The sequence below is a fragment of the Butyrivibrio sp. LC3010 genome (assembly GCF_000424385.1).
Lineage (GTDB): Bacteria > Bacillota > Clostridia > Lachnospirales > Lachnospiraceae > Butyrivibrio.
The window spans coordinates 18,714-34,836 of the sequence record NZ_AUJU01000011.1; the positions used below are offsets into that span (position 1 = coordinate 18,714).

The 16,123-nt window shown below is 41.0% G+C and carries 15 protein-coding genes; 2 read left to right on the forward strand and 13 right to left on the reverse strand.

Going from position 1 to position 16,123, the window contains the following annotated elements; all coding sequences use genetic code 11:
* Positions 1-12: 12 nt before the first annotated feature.
* Positions 13-1,191 carry an acetyl-CoA C-acetyltransferase gene (locus G622_RS0109555; RefSeq protein WP_026510532.1) on the reverse strand — a complete coding sequence of 393 codons (1,179 nt, stop codon included), beginning with the start codon at positions 1,189-1,191 and terminating at the stop codon, positions 13-15.
* Positions 1,192-1,849: 658 nt separating this feature from the next.
* Here G622_RS0109555 and hpf point away from each other — a divergent pair.
* Positions 1,850-2,377, forward strand: coding sequence for a ribosome hibernation-promoting factor, HPF/YfiA family (gene hpf / locus G622_RS0109565; protein ID WP_026510533.1), 528 nt, complete (start codon positions 1,850-1,852; stop codon positions 2,375-2,377).
* 114 nt (positions 2,378-2,491) lie between these two features.
* Here the strand turns inward: hpf and G622_RS0109570 are convergent, their stop codons facing one another.
* The gene (locus G622_RS0109570) at positions 2,492-3,832 is read right to left on the reverse strand and encodes a C40 family peptidase (RefSeq protein WP_026510534.1); all 1,341 of its coding nucleotides are present in this window, start codon (positions 3,830-3,832) and stop codon (positions 2,492-2,494) included.
* Positions 3,833-4,151: 319 nt separating this feature from the next.
* The gene (trxB, locus tag G622_RS0109575; protein WP_026510535.1) at positions 4,152-5,087 is read right to left on the reverse strand and encodes a thioredoxin-disulfide reductase; all 936 of its coding nucleotides are present in this window, start codon (positions 5,085-5,087) and stop codon (positions 4,152-4,154) included.
* Positions 5,088-5,371: 284 nt separating this feature from the next.
* On the opposite strand from trxB, the gene ymfI reads away from it, so the two are divergent.
* Complete coding sequence (gene ymfI / locus G622_RS0109580) at positions 5,372-6,118, forward strand: elongation factor P 5-aminopentanone reductase (RefSeq protein ID WP_026510536.1); 747 nt, start codon at positions 5,372-5,374, stop codon at positions 6,116-6,118.
* Positions 6,119-6,237: 119 nt separating this feature from the next.
* Here the strand turns inward: ymfI and lgt are convergent, their stop codons facing one another.
* From lgt to G622_RS0109630, 10 genes are all read right to left on the reverse strand, one after another.
* A complete protein-coding gene (lgt, locus tag G622_RS0109585; RefSeq protein ID WP_026510537.1) occupies positions 6,238-6,990 on the reverse strand; it encodes a prolipoprotein diacylglyceryl transferase in 753 nt (250 codons plus the stop codon).
* A gap of 17 nt (positions 6,991-7,007) precedes the next feature.
* Positions 7,008-7,370, reverse strand: a complete 363-nt coding sequence (locus G622_RS0109590; RefSeq protein ID WP_026510538.1) for a response regulator — start codon at positions 7,368-7,370, stop codon at positions 7,008-7,010.
* Positions 7,371-7,382: 12 nt separating this feature from the next.
* Entirely contained in the window at positions 7,383-8,270 is an 888-nt protein-coding gene (locus G622_RS0109595) for a chemotaxis protein CheX (RefSeq protein ID WP_026510539.1), read from the reverse strand.
* Between the two features lie 80 nt (positions 8,271-8,350).
* Positions 8,351-9,640 (reverse strand): SseB family protein, encoded by a 1,290-nt coding sequence (locus tag G622_RS0109600; RefSeq protein WP_026510540.1) that lies wholly within the window; start codon positions 9,638-9,640, stop codon positions 8,351-8,353.
* Between the two features lie 78 nt (positions 9,641-9,718).
* Positions 9,719-11,008 (reverse strand): M18 family aminopeptidase, encoded by a 1,290-nt coding sequence (locus tag G622_RS0109605; RefSeq protein ID WP_026510541.1) that lies wholly within the window; start codon positions 11,006-11,008, stop codon positions 9,719-9,721.
* Between the two features lie 14 nt (positions 11,009-11,022).
* A complete protein-coding gene (locus tag G622_RS22405; protein WP_049945773.1) occupies positions 11,023-11,853 on the reverse strand; it encodes a putative ABC transporter permease in 831 nt (276 codons plus the stop codon).
* Between the two features lie 18 nt (positions 11,854-11,871).
* Positions 11,872-12,510 carry an endonuclease III domain-containing protein gene (locus tag G622_RS0109615; RefSeq protein WP_026510542.1) on the reverse strand — a complete coding sequence of 213 codons (639 nt, stop codon included), beginning with the start codon at positions 12,508-12,510 and terminating at the stop codon, positions 11,872-11,874.
* Positions 12,511-12,579: 69 nt separating this feature from the next.
* Positions 12,580-13,032, reverse strand: a complete 453-nt coding sequence (locus tag G622_RS0109620) for a hypothetical protein (protein WP_026510543.1) — start codon at positions 13,030-13,032, stop codon at positions 12,580-12,582.
* Positions 13,029-14,942 carry a hypothetical protein gene (locus tag G622_RS0109625; protein WP_044957445.1) on the reverse strand — a complete coding sequence of 638 codons (1,914 nt, stop codon included), beginning with the start codon at positions 14,940-14,942 and terminating at the stop codon, positions 13,029-13,031. The genes G622_RS0109620 and G622_RS0109625 overlap by 4 nt, the downstream gene beginning before the upstream one ends.
* Positions 14,943-15,037: 95 nt before the next feature.
* Positions 15,038-16,090, reverse strand: a complete 1,053-nt coding sequence (locus G622_RS0109630) for a hypothetical protein (protein WP_026510545.1) — start codon at positions 16,088-16,090, stop codon at positions 15,038-15,040.
* Positions 16,091-16,123: the final 33 nt, after the last annotated feature.

Sequence of the window (16,123 nt, forward strand, 5' to 3'; positions counted from 1 at the left end):
TTTTATTTTGTTTTAGTCTCTCTCAACGATTGTAGCGCATCCCATACCGCCGCCAATGCAAAGAGTTGCAAGACCACGCTTCTTGTCAGATCTCTGCATCTCATGAAGAAGAGTAACAAGAATACGGCATCCTGATGCTCCAACAGGGTGACCAAGTGCGATAGCACCACCGTTTACATTAAGTTTTGAAAGATCAAAGTGAAGATCCTTTCCAACTGCTACTGACTGAGCTGCGAATGCTTCGTTAGCCTCGTAGATATCGATATCATCGATAGTAAGACCTGTACGATCAAGAACCTTCTTTGTAGCTGCAACAGGGCCAACACCCATGATTGAAGGATCAACACCGCCAAGAGCACCTGCTACCCATGTAGCCATAGGCTTAATGCCAAGTTCCTTAGCCTTTTCTTCGCTCATAACAACGATAGCTGCTGCACCATCATTGATACCTGAAGCGTTACCTGCTGTTGTAACACCATCCTTGTTAATAGGACGAAGCTTAGCAAGACCTTCAATAGTAGAACCCGGACGAGGACCTTCATCTGTGTCGAATACAACTGTATCCTTCTTAACCTTAACTTCTACAGGAACGATCTCATCCTTAAACTTGCCAGCCTTCTGAGCTGCCTCTGTCTTCTGCTGAGAATTAAGTGCGAACTCATCAAGCTCTTCACGAGTAAGATTCCACTGTGCTGCAACATTGTCAGCTGTCTGAATCATGTGGTAGTCATTGAATGCATCCCAAAGTGCATCGTTTACCATACAATCCTTTAATACGCCATTATTCATACGATAACCGAAACGAGCCTTATCAAGTGCGAAAGGAGCCATTGACATGTTCTCCATACCACCTGCTACAACGATATCAGCATTACCTGATAAAATCTTCTCAGCTGCCATGTTTACACAGTTAAGACCTGATCCACATACAACGTTGATGGTAACAGCCGGTACTTCTACAGGAAGGCCTGCTTTGATAGAAGCCTGACGGGCAACATTCTGTCCAAGGCCTGCCTGGATAACACAGCCCATAAGAACCTCGTCAACCTGCTCCGGTTTAACTCCTGCTCTGTTAAGAGCTTCCTTAATAACAATTGAACCAAGATCTGCTGCCGGTGTGTTTGAAAGAGCACCGCCCATCTTACCGATCGCAGTTCTGCAAGCACCTGCTAATACTACCTTCTGTGCCATAGATGATACCTCCGTTTCGGGACTTTTGTCCGATTTTATTATATTTTTTGTTGTTTGTTATTTTTTTGTCACAACGAGTATATTATAGCATGCGTATAAATTTCTATGCAAGAAAAAGCATAGCAATATACCCTTTTTTTATAAATTTTTTTTAAAGATGTAAGTTTTGCACATAAAAGCAAAAGTCAATACGCAAATTTTATTTTTATTTTATAAAATCTTAAAAAGTTATCCACAATTCCAAAAATCGAAATGCCCATTTTATGAGTTATACACGAAATTATCCACATTATCCACATTTATCCACAATAACAACCATTATTCCACATTCAAAATACAAACATATTTTTTGTATGACTTTCACAAAATTAAGAAAAAATAAAAGATTTCTAAACTGGCTTTTATTAAATTGCTTAATGTTATAGATAAATGATATAATTTAACTGAATATTTGGAGCAAAACTCAATTAATGACTTTCATTTCAGAGTGCTCTCCGAATAAGCCAGGATCTCCTGAACTCAATATAAAAGAGTGCTGAGGAATCCTGTGTTCTGCAGGCCATGCGCCTTGCTCTGCAAGGACCGGTCCAGTATGATTTCCGGTTTTCATAAAGGAATTCAGGAATCGAAAAATATTAACTGCAAAGGGGATGATTGCATGAAATTCACAATTATTGGCAAGAACATCGATGTAACACCCGGACTTAGATCGGCTGTGGAGGAAAAGATCGGAAAACTCGAAAAGTACTTCACCCCTGAAACTAATGTCAACGTAACATTAACCGCTGACAAGGACCGTCACAAGATTGAGGTGACAATACCTGTTAAAGGCAGAATAATCAGATCTGAACAGGTCAGCAGCGACATGTACGTTTCTATTGATCTTGTGGAAGAGATCATTGAACGTCAACTCAAAAAATACAAGAGTAAACTGGTCAACAAGCACCAGACTGAAATCAGCAACTTCAAAAAAGAATATATCGACAATGAAGATTATGATGATGAAGAGATCAAAATCGAAAGGGTTAAGAAATTCGATCTTAAGCCCATGTATGTCGAGGATGCTGCTATTCAGATGGAACTTCTTGGACATAACTTCTTTGTATTCATCAATGCAGAGACCGATCAGCCTAATGTTGTTTACAAGAGAAAAGGCAACACATACGGTCTTATCGAGCCCGAGTAAATCGATCATTTAGATTTATTACTCTTTTAAAATTTAATCGCTTTATTTTTAGTATTAAAAAAGCCAGATGATCAACTCATCTGGCTTTAATTTTATTAACTTATTTGTAATGAATTAGAATATTCTTCTAACTGAAAGCACCTGTCTGTAACCAGCATCAGAAATCTTGATACCTGTCTTAGCTGAGGATGCATGTACAATCTGTCCACCACCGATGTAGATTCCTACGTGACCGGAATAACATACGATGTCACCGGGCTGAGCATTTGCAAGTCCATCTACTGCTGCACCAACGCTTCTGTCAGCACCACTTGAATGAGGGAGGCTAACACCAAAGTTAGCATATACGCTCATTACAAAGCCTGAACAGTCTGTTCCGTTTGTAAGGCTTGATCCGCCATATACATAAGGATTACCAACGAACTGCTGTGCATATGATGCAACTGCAGATCCGATAGAACTTGCCTGTGTAGTATAGCTTGCTGCTGAATTGTAGCTCTTGGAAGAACTACTGTCTGAAGACTTCTTGGTTCCCTTCTTTGCCTGAGCAAGAGCTGCAAGACGAGCCTCTTCTTCCTTCTTAAGACGGGCTTCCTCTTCTGCCTTAGACTCAGCTTCTACGAACTCTGTAGAAAGTTCTACATAATCTCTGGATACATAACCGTCACCTTCTTCAATGCTGACCTTAACCCAGCCTTCAAGCTCTTCGGTTACGACAAGTTCATCCTCAATCGGTACAAGTCCAAGCACTTCATCATCTGTGCTGGGGCCACTTCTAACCTTAAGTGTTGTGGTAGTAACTGTAGCGATACGCTTGCCTACCTCCTTGGCAAGTTCAACTGCATCCTCACCTGTTACACAGTACTCACCTTTTACATATCCTTCAACAGATCCTGACTTGATCTTATACCATCCATCAGTCTCCTCGATGAAAGTTCCTACGGAATCATCATAAAGCTTACCGATGATCTCGCCCTCTTCCTCGTTCGGGTTATCACGAACATTGACATAATCGTTAACCTGGGCAATTACGAGAGATCTGAATCTCTCTTCCTCCTGCTGCTCTGCAGTAAGTTCTTCCTCGGAGTCTTCTGCAGGCTCTTCTGCAGTTCCATCCTCAGGCTCTCCTGTTCCGGGCTCCTCTGCAGGAATCATAGCTCCTGTAGCCTTCTGAATATCATTAAGAATGTTCTCCTGCAATGTTGAAGCAAGAGGTGTCGTCTCTGTAATAGTTACTGCAGAATCCTCTATCTCATTCTCAGCAACCTCAGTACCATTATCATCTGCAAGATTTGAAAGTGATACTGAATCCCCTGTCAGTGCATAACTGATGCCTGCTGAAGGTAAAACACTTGTCACCTTAGATGCAGATGCATTAACACTAATACCTGTTCCTCCAACTGTTACTGCAGCTGCAACCCCCATAGCCAACAGCTGTATCGTAGTTTTTTGCAAAACGGACCTCCAAATCATTTGTTACGAATTTGTTACATCTTTTAACAATATACTCTGAACCATACAATTTGTCAACTATTCTTAAACATTTTCGCATAAAATTGGAAGGCTTAAACAAGCCATTTTTGCAATTGAATGATATATTAAGTCATTTTAAAAATTGCAAAAGAGCCAGTAACCATGCGGCTTCCGGCTCTTTTCTACATCTAGTATTTATTTTATTTCAAAAACACATTATTTGGTTAATTTTATATTTCGTTTATAAAAACATATATGTATCAATTTCTTGAAACGATACCAGGTCAGTCAATATCCTTTATCAGTTTTTACCAACAAGAAAATCCTGAACTGAAGTAACAGCATTTGCTCCATCTGCTACAGCTGTTACAATCTGTCTGAGGCGCTTCTTTCTTGAATCACCTGCAACAAATACGCCGGGAGTTGAAGTCTTTCCGCTCTCATCAGCAATGATATATCCTGTCTCATCCATCTGTGCAAGATCTGTGAAGCTCTCTGTAAGGGGATGAATACCAATGGCAACAAAAAGTGCATCGGTTTCAACATCTTTTGTTTCACCGCTCTTAACATTCTTAACTGTTATGGCTTTAACTTTGCTATCGCCCTTAACTTCTTCTACTACGCTGTCCCAGATAACTTCAACATTTGGAAGTGATAATAATTCTTCCTGAAGGATTTTTGCAGCTCTGAGCTCATTTCTTCTATGAACGAGGTAAACCTTTTTGCAGCCTCTTGCAAGGAAAATAGCATCCTCGACAGCAACATCACCGCCACCGTTTACAACAGCAACCTTGTCCTTAAAGAATGCGCCGTCACAGGTTGCACAATAAGAAACACCGCGTCCTGTAAACTCCTCTTCGCCCTTGATACCAAGCTTGTTGTGAGAAGCTCCTGTAGCAAGAAGTACAGTCTTAGTTTCGTATTCGCCCTGATCTGTGACTACTTTGAATACAGGTGTCTCTTTTTCGTTTCCTTCTTTTTCTATTAATATAGAAGAAACGCATCCTTCTGCAAATTCAGCGCCAAGCTTATCAGCATGCTCGCGGAACTTCATACCCATATCGAATCCGTTAATACCGGGTAATCCAAGATAGTTATCTACTTCATATGTAATCAGAATCTGACCACCGCTAACGGGATCCTTCTCGACTACAAGTGTATCCAAACCTGCTCTTTTTGCATAAACTGCTGCTGAAAGCCCTGCAGGGCCTGAACCTATGATCACAAGATCTCTCATATTTTTACCTCCTGGTTTGGTCCTAAGGGTGTCGCTTTTGGTAAGATGACATGAGGAGTATCCCATTCATGGGTGAATTCCTGATGTCATTGATTCCTTAGGACGGTTCTCAATTTTCCATAATTTGTTTTACACTACTTTAGTTAATGTTAATTTGTTTATAATTAAATTGTATGCAATCTTTATTACACTCAAATAATACTCCCTATTTTCTGATTTGTAAATACCTTTTATAATAAGATTATAAATAGATGATTATTTGTTAATAACAGACGGAGTAAACTATGAATTCATATGCAGGTACAGTTCTGATAACAGGCGCATCAAGAGGAATCGGCAAAGCAATAAGCGAAGCTTTTGCAAGTAAAGGCTATGACCTTTATTTATGCTGCAGGAGCAGTTACGATTCTTTATCAGCCTTTTCAGAATATCTCAAAACAAAATACGGAGTGTCTTCTCATGCATTCGCATGTGATGTTTCCGATGAAAACAGCGTACTTTCTCTTTTTGACATCATACGAAGCCTCTCTAAAAAGATGCCTGATATCGTAATAAACAACGCAGGTATCGCCTGGTATGGTCTGATCACGGACATGTCATCGGATGAGTGGCATCGTCTCATGGGCACCAACCTTGATTCTGTATTTTATGTTTGTAAAAATGCCGTTCCTGACATGATAAGAAACGGTCACGGAAAAATCATAAATATTTCTTCTGTCTGGGGCAACGTTGGTGCTTCATGTGAAGTAGCCTATTCCGCTTCCAAGGGCGGTGTTAATTCCTTTACAAAAGCTTTGGCAAAGGAGCTTGCTCCCAGTAATATTCAGGTAAATGCCATATCCTGCGGCGTAATTGATACCGAAATGAACAGATCACATCTCTCAGATGAAGAATTAGATGATCTTGCATCTGAAATTCCTGCAGACAGAATAGGTTCTCCCGAGGAAGTAGCCAGCTTTGCTGTAAGCCTCGCAGAATCTCCTTCATATCTTACCGGGCAGATAATCACAATTGATGGTGGCTGGATTTAATTTATCCGCAAGTATTCTGCACATTTTTTTCACTAAATTCACCAGCAGCCACATAAGGTTAACTTCAATGGCTCGTTATAGCATTTGTGGGCATCAATAAATGATGCCCACATTTTTTATCAAAATCTCATTTCAAGCTTCGGAGCCAAAGCAAACAAACCTGCTCCTATAACAACCATAAACATAGAAATAATCTGTGATGTAGAGAATATTCCGATATTTCCTCTGTAATCAGCACGGAGGAACTCAATAGCAAATCTTCCAATTCCGTACAATACAAGATACATTGCCGCAGTTCTTCCCTTCACCTCTGTCTTATGTGAAAACCAGATCAAAATCGCTCCTATCAGGAAGTCTCCTACAGATGACATAGGCTGTGTCGGAATAAGCGGTACTCCGTTTGGTGCAAAATCCGAATGTAAAAAAACAATATGAAACGGACTTGTTGTTTCAGCACCGTAACAGCATCCTGCAAATAAGCACCCCAGACGACCAAATCCCTGAGCTATTGCAACAGCAGGCATTACAACATCAAAGTACTTAAGAAAATCCTCATGTTTTCTTTTAACATATATATAGCTTGTAAGTATACCTCCGATTATTCCTCCGTATACCACATACCCATTAGCAAAATCCCATAAAATAGATGGATCTTTCAATATATTCGGAAATTCTACTATATAAAACAGTATCCTGCATCCAAGCAGTCCTCCGATAATCGCACAATAGAAAATACCGTAGATAGTATCCTCAGATAAGCCCTTCTTCTTCCCTCTCTTTAGTACAATCATGAGCGCTGCAAGAAACCCGATAGCGATCATCAGGCCGTACATATGTAATGTAACCGGACCTATCTTTATATCATTATACATAATTCCTCGTTTCTAATTTACTTCTGCATTACTTTTTCTATGGCGGATATTACAGTATCCTCATCAAGAGGTTTTGTAACAAATTCTTCCGCCCCATTTTCTATAGCTTCTTTTACTTTCTCATTTTGTCCGGCAGCTGTGATCATAATAACCTTGGCCTTCGGATAAGTCTTGTGTATCAGCTTTAATCCCTGAATGCCGTCCATAACAGGCATAGTTATGTCCATAGTGACTATGTCAGGATTGTACTTACCGTAATCGTCAAATGCCTCCTGACCGTTAGTTGCTTCATCCACAATAGTATGACCATGTCTCTCCAGCATGTCCTTGAGTACTCTTCTGGATGTTCTTGAATCATCAACAATAAGAATGTTTGCCATAGCTCCATCTCCTTATTTCACAGTGGTATTACTGTTAACAGAAACAACAAGCCATGCCTCGGCATCGCAGCTGTAAATAGGCATCACACGAATATCTTCACCTGAAATCTCACCAAACTTCGTAATAAAATACGGCGGATCAAGCTCAATTTTCTTACCTTTCCTGCTTCTGTCGGTAGCATATAGACCATTTATACAGTTTATAAGTTCACACATCGCATCAAGCGCATCTTCTTCAGTCTCAATGAATTCTTCCTTCGTATAACTCTTGGCAAGTTTCTGAAGGTCACCATTTTTCCCTACAAGAGCTATCGTTGCCTTGACCTCACCATCAAAGCACTGATAAGCTATGCACTCTTCCTTGATATTATGAACCGTGTACACATTGTCTATTACCAGATGCGTATCAACCAGCCTGTAAACATTTTTTATACCATATTTGAAAAGAGCATTATATTCAGGATCATCAGTTCCCGTAAAAATCGGAACGATCAAATCTATGTCACCACTTTTCAGTGCCGCCATCTGATTATCATTAAGTCCCTTTTCAAGCTGATATTTCTTAAGAGTAGAGTCGACTTCTTCCAAAGTCATCATTTTCTTTTCTACTAACGCTGACGTGAAGGTCTGGAATTCATTCCCCTGGAGAGAAAGCAAGTATCCCACTTGAATTTCAGAAAGGTATCCGCGCTCGATTGCCAGATCCCCAAACCTTTTATCCATAGTCGCCTGTAGCGCATTTATCTCTTCTGCCTGTGCAACAGTCATCAGCATCTCTGTAACCGCTATAACACCAAGCTTTGCACGTTTTGATTCCTGGACCTGATAAACCATAGACAACTGCGCTTTTGTAAGCCTTCCACTGTCCAGAAGGTATTTACCCATGATTCGGTCAAACATAATTTCCTCCATGCAATTAGAAAGAAAAAATACTATAACGTTAATATATTAATAATATCACAAAATGATTTGGTACACTATTATTCTTCATCATTAGATTTTGCTGCTATTCCTTTTCCACTCATTGCTGACTGAACTGCAGCCTCAGTTTCGGAAAGCTTTTTCTTTGGCGCCTTTTCAGCGGTATTATTTACCTTTGATGCAGCCTGTGCTGCCATCTGAAGTGCAAGCATACGCTCTCTTGGTATCATAACTTTCTGACCGCTTGGATTGATAATGATACCGTTTTTATCACCAACGAACTTCAAAATATCGCCAAATCCAAATACTGCTCCCTTGAATTCAGTATTTCTAAAGGACTTACTGAATTCAATTCCATCTGTAAATACGGGCAGGAAATGTTTCTCATCAGAGCTCTTGATCTCAGGGAATCTGATCTTTGTATCAGCTGTAAATTTATATCTGCCATCCTCAAGAACCTCAATCGGTCCCTCATGCTGCATAGGCACAATATAATGAGCAGCCTGTGCTTCCTTTGCCATACGCATCTCTTTCGCAGTAAGTACGGCATCTCTCTTTTCATATTTAACCGGCCATCTCACTTCCCCAAGGAAATCAAGCATTGAGAATACAAGCGCAGGGTTCTTGGGAGATTTATCTCCTCCGTTCCCCCAGTCACCGGGTGCCAGCACAATCTCATTTCTCTTGAAATGTGCTCTGTAATAGCCATTATCAATAATGAAATTCTCAGCGCCGAGATAATAAAGATAATCAAAAAATGTTCTTCTCTCGCTTGCTGACTCAGCTTCGTTATCCGCTTTGCAGGGACGGACGATGAGCTTTCTGAACTGCTTTGAAAATGCATTAACGGCAGCTGTAGCATATTCTTCACTTGAATAGATATTAATATAACCATGATCGATAAAAGGATAACCTGTCATGGAATCAAAGAGCACGTAGAGAGTCTTGGCATCTCTTACTCTTCCGAGAATCTCGTTGTAAACCTTTCTGTGGTTGGTTTCATATCCCGGTATAGGTGAAACCTTCTGATAACCCTCCTGAACTGTAAGAAGGAATAAAAGCTCCTGCATTGAGAAGAACTTTATGGTCTCCTGATTAAGATCTTCTTCATAAACAAGCTTTCCTATCTCTTCTTTTCTCTCATCTGTCAGAGGATCCTCAAAATCTATATCCTCCTGTCCTTCTATACGAATCGGATTAAGCTTACCGGGAGAAGGCCACCCCAGATCCTTATGCTTCTCCATAAGCTCCTCAAGAGCTTTTTCCTTCTGCTTAGCCTCCTGCTCCAAAAGCAGTGCTTCTTCCTCTTCCTTATTCTTCTTATTACCCAAAAAATTAAAAAGTCCCATTAAAAAAATCTCCGTTCTCAAATTACTAAAGCTTCCTGCGGTTTTGTCTTATTTTACCCACAAGAAAAAAATACAATCTCAGGCCTTGATATCAGCCTCAAAAAATGTTCTGGAAAAATCAATCAGGTAGTCCACATCCAGAGTTCCTGCAGTTTCATAAGGAGAATGCATTGCAAGCTGAGCCATTCCTATATCCACTGTGCGGACTGCTACCTGTGTTCCCGAGATATTACCAAGTGTTGAACCACCTGCCACATCAGAGCGATTAGTGAAGGTCTGATACGGAACCTTGGCCTTTTCGCAGATCATCTTGCATATAGCGCCTGAAACAGCATCAGTCGTATATTTCTGATTTGCGTTATATTTTATCACGATTCCCTGATTCATTTGCGGTCTGTTTACAGGATCAGCTTTTTCAGTATAATTCGGATGAATTGCATGCGCATTATCAGCTGATATCATAAAGCTTCTTGCTATGGAAACAAGATAATCCTCCTGATTTCTGCCAAAAGCATCGTTTATCCTTGTAAGTGTATCTCTGAGGAATGTTGAAGCAGCGCCCTGTCTTGTGGTGCTTCCTACCTCCTCATTGTCAAAGACAACATGCATGATAACATTCTCTTCATTTTCCGCCTTAACAAATCCTTCAAATGAACCATAGCAGCATTCAAGGTCATCAAGTCTTCCTGATGAAACATATTCTTCATCAGCGCCCCATACTGAAGGCTCTACTCTGTTATACAAAAACAGGTCATGTGACACGATATCCTCTACAGAAACTCCGGCCTCTTCTGCAATGAGCTTAATAAATTTATCCTTACTCTTCTCATCGCCAAAAATCGGAAGCATATCCTTTTGTGCATTATATTTGTGTCCGTCATTGGCCTCGCGATCCATATGAATTGCAAGAGACGGAAGCATAACCAGATCTCTGTCAACATTTACAAGCTTTGATGTAACGCCTATGGAGCCGTTTTCATCAGACTTAACCATTACTCTTCCTGCTACGGAAAGCGGTCTGTCAAACCACGGTGCGCAAAGCATTCCGCCATATTTTTCCACATTCAGTGTCACATATGAAGCTGACTCGATCTCAGGATTTTCCTTTATTTTGAAGCTCGGAGAGTCGCTGTGACTGGCAATCATGTAAAATCCTTTGTAATCCTTTTTAGGAAGTTTAAATGAGATTATGGATGATTCTGCCCTTGTGACAAAATATTTTCCACCCTGTGAAAGCTCCCATTTATCATCTTCCCTGAGCTCCTTAAAACCTTCCTTTATAAGTCTCTCAGAAAGCTCTTCCACTGCGTGGTAGGCAGTGGGGCTCTTTTTGATAAATTCTGTTAATCCTTTTATTGATTCTTTCATTACTTCACCTTCTTTTATTTTTCATTTCCTGAAATTCTATCCTGTAGTCCTTTATAAAACTCGGACATTCTATCAGAATTAAGTTTTTTACCACCTCTGAAAACCGGTCTCTTGAATCGGAAATTTTTAATGTTCTTAAGTTGATACTTCTGTCTGAAATCAAGAGATTCAGCAGCTGATGTCAAATTCCCTTTTGCCTTAGCAGGCATTGCAGTCAAGGCCTCTCTCGCCCTTACAGGAGTAGCAGCTGCTGACTGGTACACGCCCTCCATCCTTTCATCAAATTCGGCAATTGCAGCTTCCACCATATCCAAAAGATGAACAAGGCTCGCCACGGTAAGCACCAGGTCCGCTGCAAGATAAGCCATTAACAAAAGAGCAATGACCTCTGCCAGCAATGGATGTATCATATCCATGACTTTCTCTGAAAAAGGAAGAACGAATCGTGTGACCATTATACCTGCGACACCAAAACCCACAGTTGCCGGAAGACATACACGACCGTTGATGTTGAGCGGTATATCGTTATATTCCCACCATACTGCATGGAATCTTTTTTCCAGAAAATATGATGTGCTGTACTCAAGAATTATACTTCCAATCGCACAGATAAGAAATATCTTCCAGATAGGAATCATTTTATAGGGTATTCCGCTAAACCATGGAAGATATCCAAATACCAGATGGCAAGCCACGGCACCCGTACCATATATCGGACAGATGGGGCCAAACAGGAAGCCTCTGTTTCTCCAGTGACCTTCCTTGACTGTACAATATATGCACTCGTATACCCATCCCAAAAAACTGTATACAACAAACTCTATAAAAAGCTTAGATACAAGCATATAATATTGCTCCTATAACTAACTATTATTTTTACCAAACCTGCATATATCGTTGAGACAGCATATACTGCACTGAGGTCTTCTTGCGACACAGACTGCTCTTCCATGCCATACAAACCTGTGGCAAAGACTGTTTCCCTCTTCAGGAGGTATTATCTTCCACAGTGCCTTTTCAACCTTTGCAGGGTCCTTCTCATCATCAACAAGGCCTATCAGATTGCAAAGTCTTATACAATGTGTATCCGTTACGATGGCAGGCTTTCCAAAAACATCTCCCATTATCAGATTCGCACTCTTCCTTCCTACTCCCGGAAGCTTTAACAATTCCTCCATGTTGTCAGGAACTTTATCATTATATTTTTCATGCAGAATCTTCATGCAGGCGCTGATATCTCTGGCCTTGGACTTACCAAGACCACAGGGTCTTACTATCTCCTCTATTTCAGATACTTCGGCATTGGCCAGAGCCTCCACTGTGGGAAATCTGTCATATAAAAGAGGTGTAGTCTTATCAACCCTTGCGTCAGTACACTGAGCAGCAAGTCTCACACTGACAAGGAGCTGCCAGGCTTCGCTATAATCAAGTGTGCAATCAGCATCAGGGTATTCTTTTTTTAATCTGTCAATTACGTTAAGTGCCAGTTCTTTTTTACTCATTTCACACCTGTAGGTTCTACTGCATTTACACGAATGAGTCCGAAAAGCAAAAGCCTCTCGGACTCATTGTCATTTCTCTGATTGTTCGAGTGCGCTGTTTATGAGTTTGAGTAGCTCAAGCGCACTTCTAAAGTGTACATTCTTTTTCCTTTCAGACCAAAGTACCTGTCCCTGCCAGGAGCTGTTCTGTCTGAATTTAACCTGAACTATAAAGGTAGCCCTTTCCCCTCTGTAGGTTTTAAGGCTTCTTATCGGTTCTCTTTTTCTGATTGAATTTGGATTATGATAATCTCTTGATTTATCCCTCTGTACAAAGCTTCTGTAAGAGGTGGTACGCTGAGGAAAATCCCAATTGTCATATAGTCTGTCCATCAGCATCATCATCTCATAGCCGCTTCCAAAGGGCAGTGCCTCTTCCTCGTAAGGAGTCCAGAGAACACCCTCGAAGTCTCTCTCTGTAGCCTCATCAACACAGATACAGATTAGATTTTTCCCATAAATACGTGATTCCGATTCAGTCATTTTTTAAGTCTCTTATCTCTTTTTATAGTCATTACTGCTGTAAGTAAAGCAGCTGCAAATATAAATAGATGTCCCTCCATATTAGTGTCATCATCTGTTGAAGCTCTTCTTGCTCCAAGTACATCTTTCCCTGTTTTGCCTACATTTTCAGGGCTCGCGATATCTACAGTCACAAGTCCTCTCTTAGCCCCGAGCACATTCGCATTCTGAGCTGTCGTGGCCCTTGCAAGTGTTGCACTTCCTGCTCCCTGAGCCTGCTGCGAAGAATCAGCAGTTCCAGCCTGAGTCTGTGAAGGAGCCGTGCTGCCTGAGCTCTGAGAAGTATCATCTGAGCTCTTGGTATCGCCTGAGCTTCCGGAGCTTTCCTTAGGAGTCTCATTTATGGCGGTATCTCCAGCCTTTGTAACCTCAAGCACACCGGGAACTGTCTCTATATCATAGTTTTCAGGGAGAGTCCCTTCATTTAATTCGTAGGTAAAATAATTATAGCTCTGTCCGATCTTCTTCTGTTTGCCGGTTACTTTGTAGCTTGCTCCTTCGCCCTCTGCAAAGCCATCTCCGGAAACAGTAACCTCATGAGCTTTAATCGTTTTATTATTATATTTCTTTTTAAGGCTGGCGGATGTAAGAATTACTTTTCTTTTCTCAATTGTAAATTCGCCCTGCTTAAATTCAAATCTAAACTCATTTGTTACATCATTCCCGTCGGCATCTCTGACAACAGGGGATCCTGTGATTACCACTGGATATGTGCCGGCATTTTTCCCGGAGGCATAAGCGGATATACCGGTTACTGAAAATTCAGCATCGCCTATGGTCACTGTTATAACCTGAGAAGGATCTCCGGTTCCGTTTATCTTGAATTCGGAATCGCTTCTTCCTTCAAGTACGTATCCTGACAGACTCTGTTCCTTGCCGGAATACTTAACCGCATTACTATTGCCTTCAACCGTAATGATGTACTTCTGAGCGTTGGTTCTCTCTACAACGGAAATATCTCCAAAGATATAGGTTATCCTGTAGTTATTAAAATCCGTACCGGGTCTGGGTGTTGCAACAAATTCATTTATTGATGCCCCAACTGCTGTCCTGCTTCCCGTAAAGGAATAATCAGCTCCCTGACCTTCTACCCAGCCACTTTCTTCCGCGAGAGGCATATCACCATTAGTAATAGGTTTGCCGTCATAAGCTTTTACCAGATTCATGGACTTAAGCGTAACAGGCCTCTTCTGTATAACATTCTCAGCAGTTATCTTAAGTGAAGCGGGCGCAGTCACCTGAACCAGTTCACTGTTGTAAACTGAACATCCTGTCATGGCAACATCAAAAGCCGTCTCCGAAACATTCACAGCTGATACCGATACCTTATTGTCAGGAATTCCTGTGATATAAAAAGTGTTACCGGACTCATCCGAAGCAACAACTGCACTTATATCGTTTTCTTCCAATTTAATTGTGGAAACAGGGAGCTTAACCTGTACGTCATGACTCTGCCCGTCATAAACAGGACTGTTCTCTGCAATACCGGATAATCTAAGCTCATTTGGTGCTGCCGGAGTCACCTGAGCTTCACCGCTATCATTCTGTCCGGCTCCAACCTGAGTATCCTCAGACTGCTGCCCTTCAGAATCATTAGAAGCTTCACCCGGAGTCGTTCCTTCATTCCCGTCCGGAGCTACTTGCGCCGGATTATCCGCAGCTGCTGCATCTGTCTCCTCCGGATTCACTGTAGGAGCTGCATCAGTTTCATCCATAACCGTAGCAGGTGCCTCTACCAAAGCGTTCCCATCAGAAACTGCATCCTCTGCACTTACACCCAGTGCATCCGCAGTGCTGAAAGTAATAGTCGCAGCCATTATACAAGCTACTACTGCATTCTTACGTATTCTTTTAAGATTTTTCCCCTTCAAAACCATGCCCTCATAAATAAAATAATAAAAAACAAATTAAAAACAAATTAATTTTATATGTTTTTATTCCCAAACGCAACATAAATGCCATGATTTTACTCTTTTTCAGTAGCTTCTTTTTCTAATCTCTCTCTTTCCTTTTCTCTGCTCTCATCTAACATGGCGGCAGTTACTGCAATACTGTCATCCCATGAGCTATAGCGTTCATCACCTCTTCTGTCTACTATGTCCTCGCCATATCTTTCGATAAGATTCCCGGCAAGAAAATCCGTGAATTTGCAGCTTCCTTCATAATTTAAGTGCGAATGATCGTTGAAATCCGTATCAAAGCTGAGTCCTATCAGATCATAAGCCTCATTGTAATTCATGAATTCAAGACCGTTATCATATGCTATATCCCGCACTCTGTTATAGGTGAGCATTTCCTTATTTTCTGCAGCATAGGGTGCGACAATAAAAAACAGTTTGACGTTATTATCATTAGCAAGCTCTATTATTTTCTGCAGATACTTCTCGGATTTTGGCGTAAGATCCGCCCCCAGAGTCACATTAAATTCAGGAACAGGCTGAGGTCTGACCGCAGAATAGGGTGTATAGCCTTTAAATGCGGCAAGATCTTCATTTCCCAAAAATGCATCAAAATCTTCCTTCGTCAATTTCTCATATCTGTTGTGATAAGTGAAAAAATCCGGAAAATAATCATCCCATCTCATCACCTCACAGCTTGTGACAAAAAGAGCAAGCTTATTCAAAGAAGGTTTTAACCCCTGAAGATTCTCATACAAAAAGTCATACTGATAATCTGCTTTAAAGCAGGCAGGCGCATAAAAATCAAGAACTGCAACCTTGGGATGCTGGGTCTTTAGTGCTTCCTTAAAATAGTAATAAGTCTGCCACAATGTCTGCTCCGCTGCGCTGAAATTGTATGTAGCAATGCCATAATTTTCCCAAAGCTGAGCAGTGTTTATATCGCAGTGTATATGACTTGATCCGATCATAAGCACATCTATGGAATCCCTGGGCTGCTCGTAAAAGCTTCTGGCCTGGTTGATGCCATGTATTGATTTTTCAGAAAGCAGTCTGTCAAGACCACTCATGATTGTCACAAAGGCCAGAATGAAGGCCAGGTAAGTACATATCTTCTTCATAGATACTCCTAAAAATTAGTTTGTCATTAAGCT

Excerpts from the sequence above, each read along its gene's own strand:
- G622_RS0109555 (WP_026510532.1), bottom strand. The coding sequence starts at position 1,191 with ATGGCACAGAAGGTAGTATTAGCAGGTGCTTGCAGAACTGCGATCGGT.
- hpf (WP_026510533.1), top strand. The coding sequence starts at position 1,850 with ATGAAATTCACAATTATTGGCAAGAACATCGATGTAACACCCGGACTT.
- trxB (WP_026510535.1), bottom strand. The coding sequence starts at position 5,087 with ATGAGAGATCTTGTGATCATAGGTTCAGGCCCTGCAGGGCTTTCAGCA.
- ymfI (WP_026510536.1), top strand. The coding sequence starts at position 5,372 with ATGAATTCATATGCAGGTACAGTTCTGATAACAGGCGCATCAAGAGGA.
- lgt (WP_026510537.1), bottom strand. The coding sequence starts at position 6,990 with ATGTATAATGATATAAAGATAGGTCCGGTTACATTACATATGTACGGC.
- G622_RS0109590 (WP_026510538.1), bottom strand. The coding sequence starts at position 7,370 with ATGGCAAACATTCTTATTGTTGATGATTCAAGAACATCCAGAAGAGTA.
- G622_RS0109595 (WP_026510539.1), bottom strand. The coding sequence starts at position 8,270 with ATGTTTGACCGAATCATGGGTAAATACCTTCTGGACAGTGGAAGGCTT.
- G622_RS0109600 (WP_026510540.1), bottom strand. The coding sequence starts at position 9,640 with ATGGGACTTTTTAATTTTTTGGGTAATAAGAAGAATAAGGAAGAGGAA.
- G622_RS0109605 (WP_026510541.1), bottom strand. The coding sequence starts at position 11,008 with ATGAAAGAATCAATAAAAGGATTAACAGAATTTATCAAAAAGAGCCCC.
- G622_RS22405 (WP_049945773.1), bottom strand. The coding sequence starts at position 11,853 with ATGCTTGTATCTAAGCTTTTTATAGAGTTTGTTGTATACAGTTTTTTG.
- G622_RS0109615 (WP_026510542.1), bottom strand. The coding sequence starts at position 12,510 with ATGAGTAAAAAAGAACTGGCACTTAACGTAATTGACAGATTAAAAAAA.
- G622_RS0109620 (WP_026510543.1), bottom strand. The coding sequence starts at position 13,032 with ATGACTGAATCGGAATCACGTATTTATGGGAAAAATCTAATCTGTATC.
- G622_RS0109630 (WP_026510545.1), bottom strand. The coding sequence starts at position 16,090 with ATGAAGAAGATATGTACTTACCTGGCCTTCATTCTGGCCTTTGTGACA.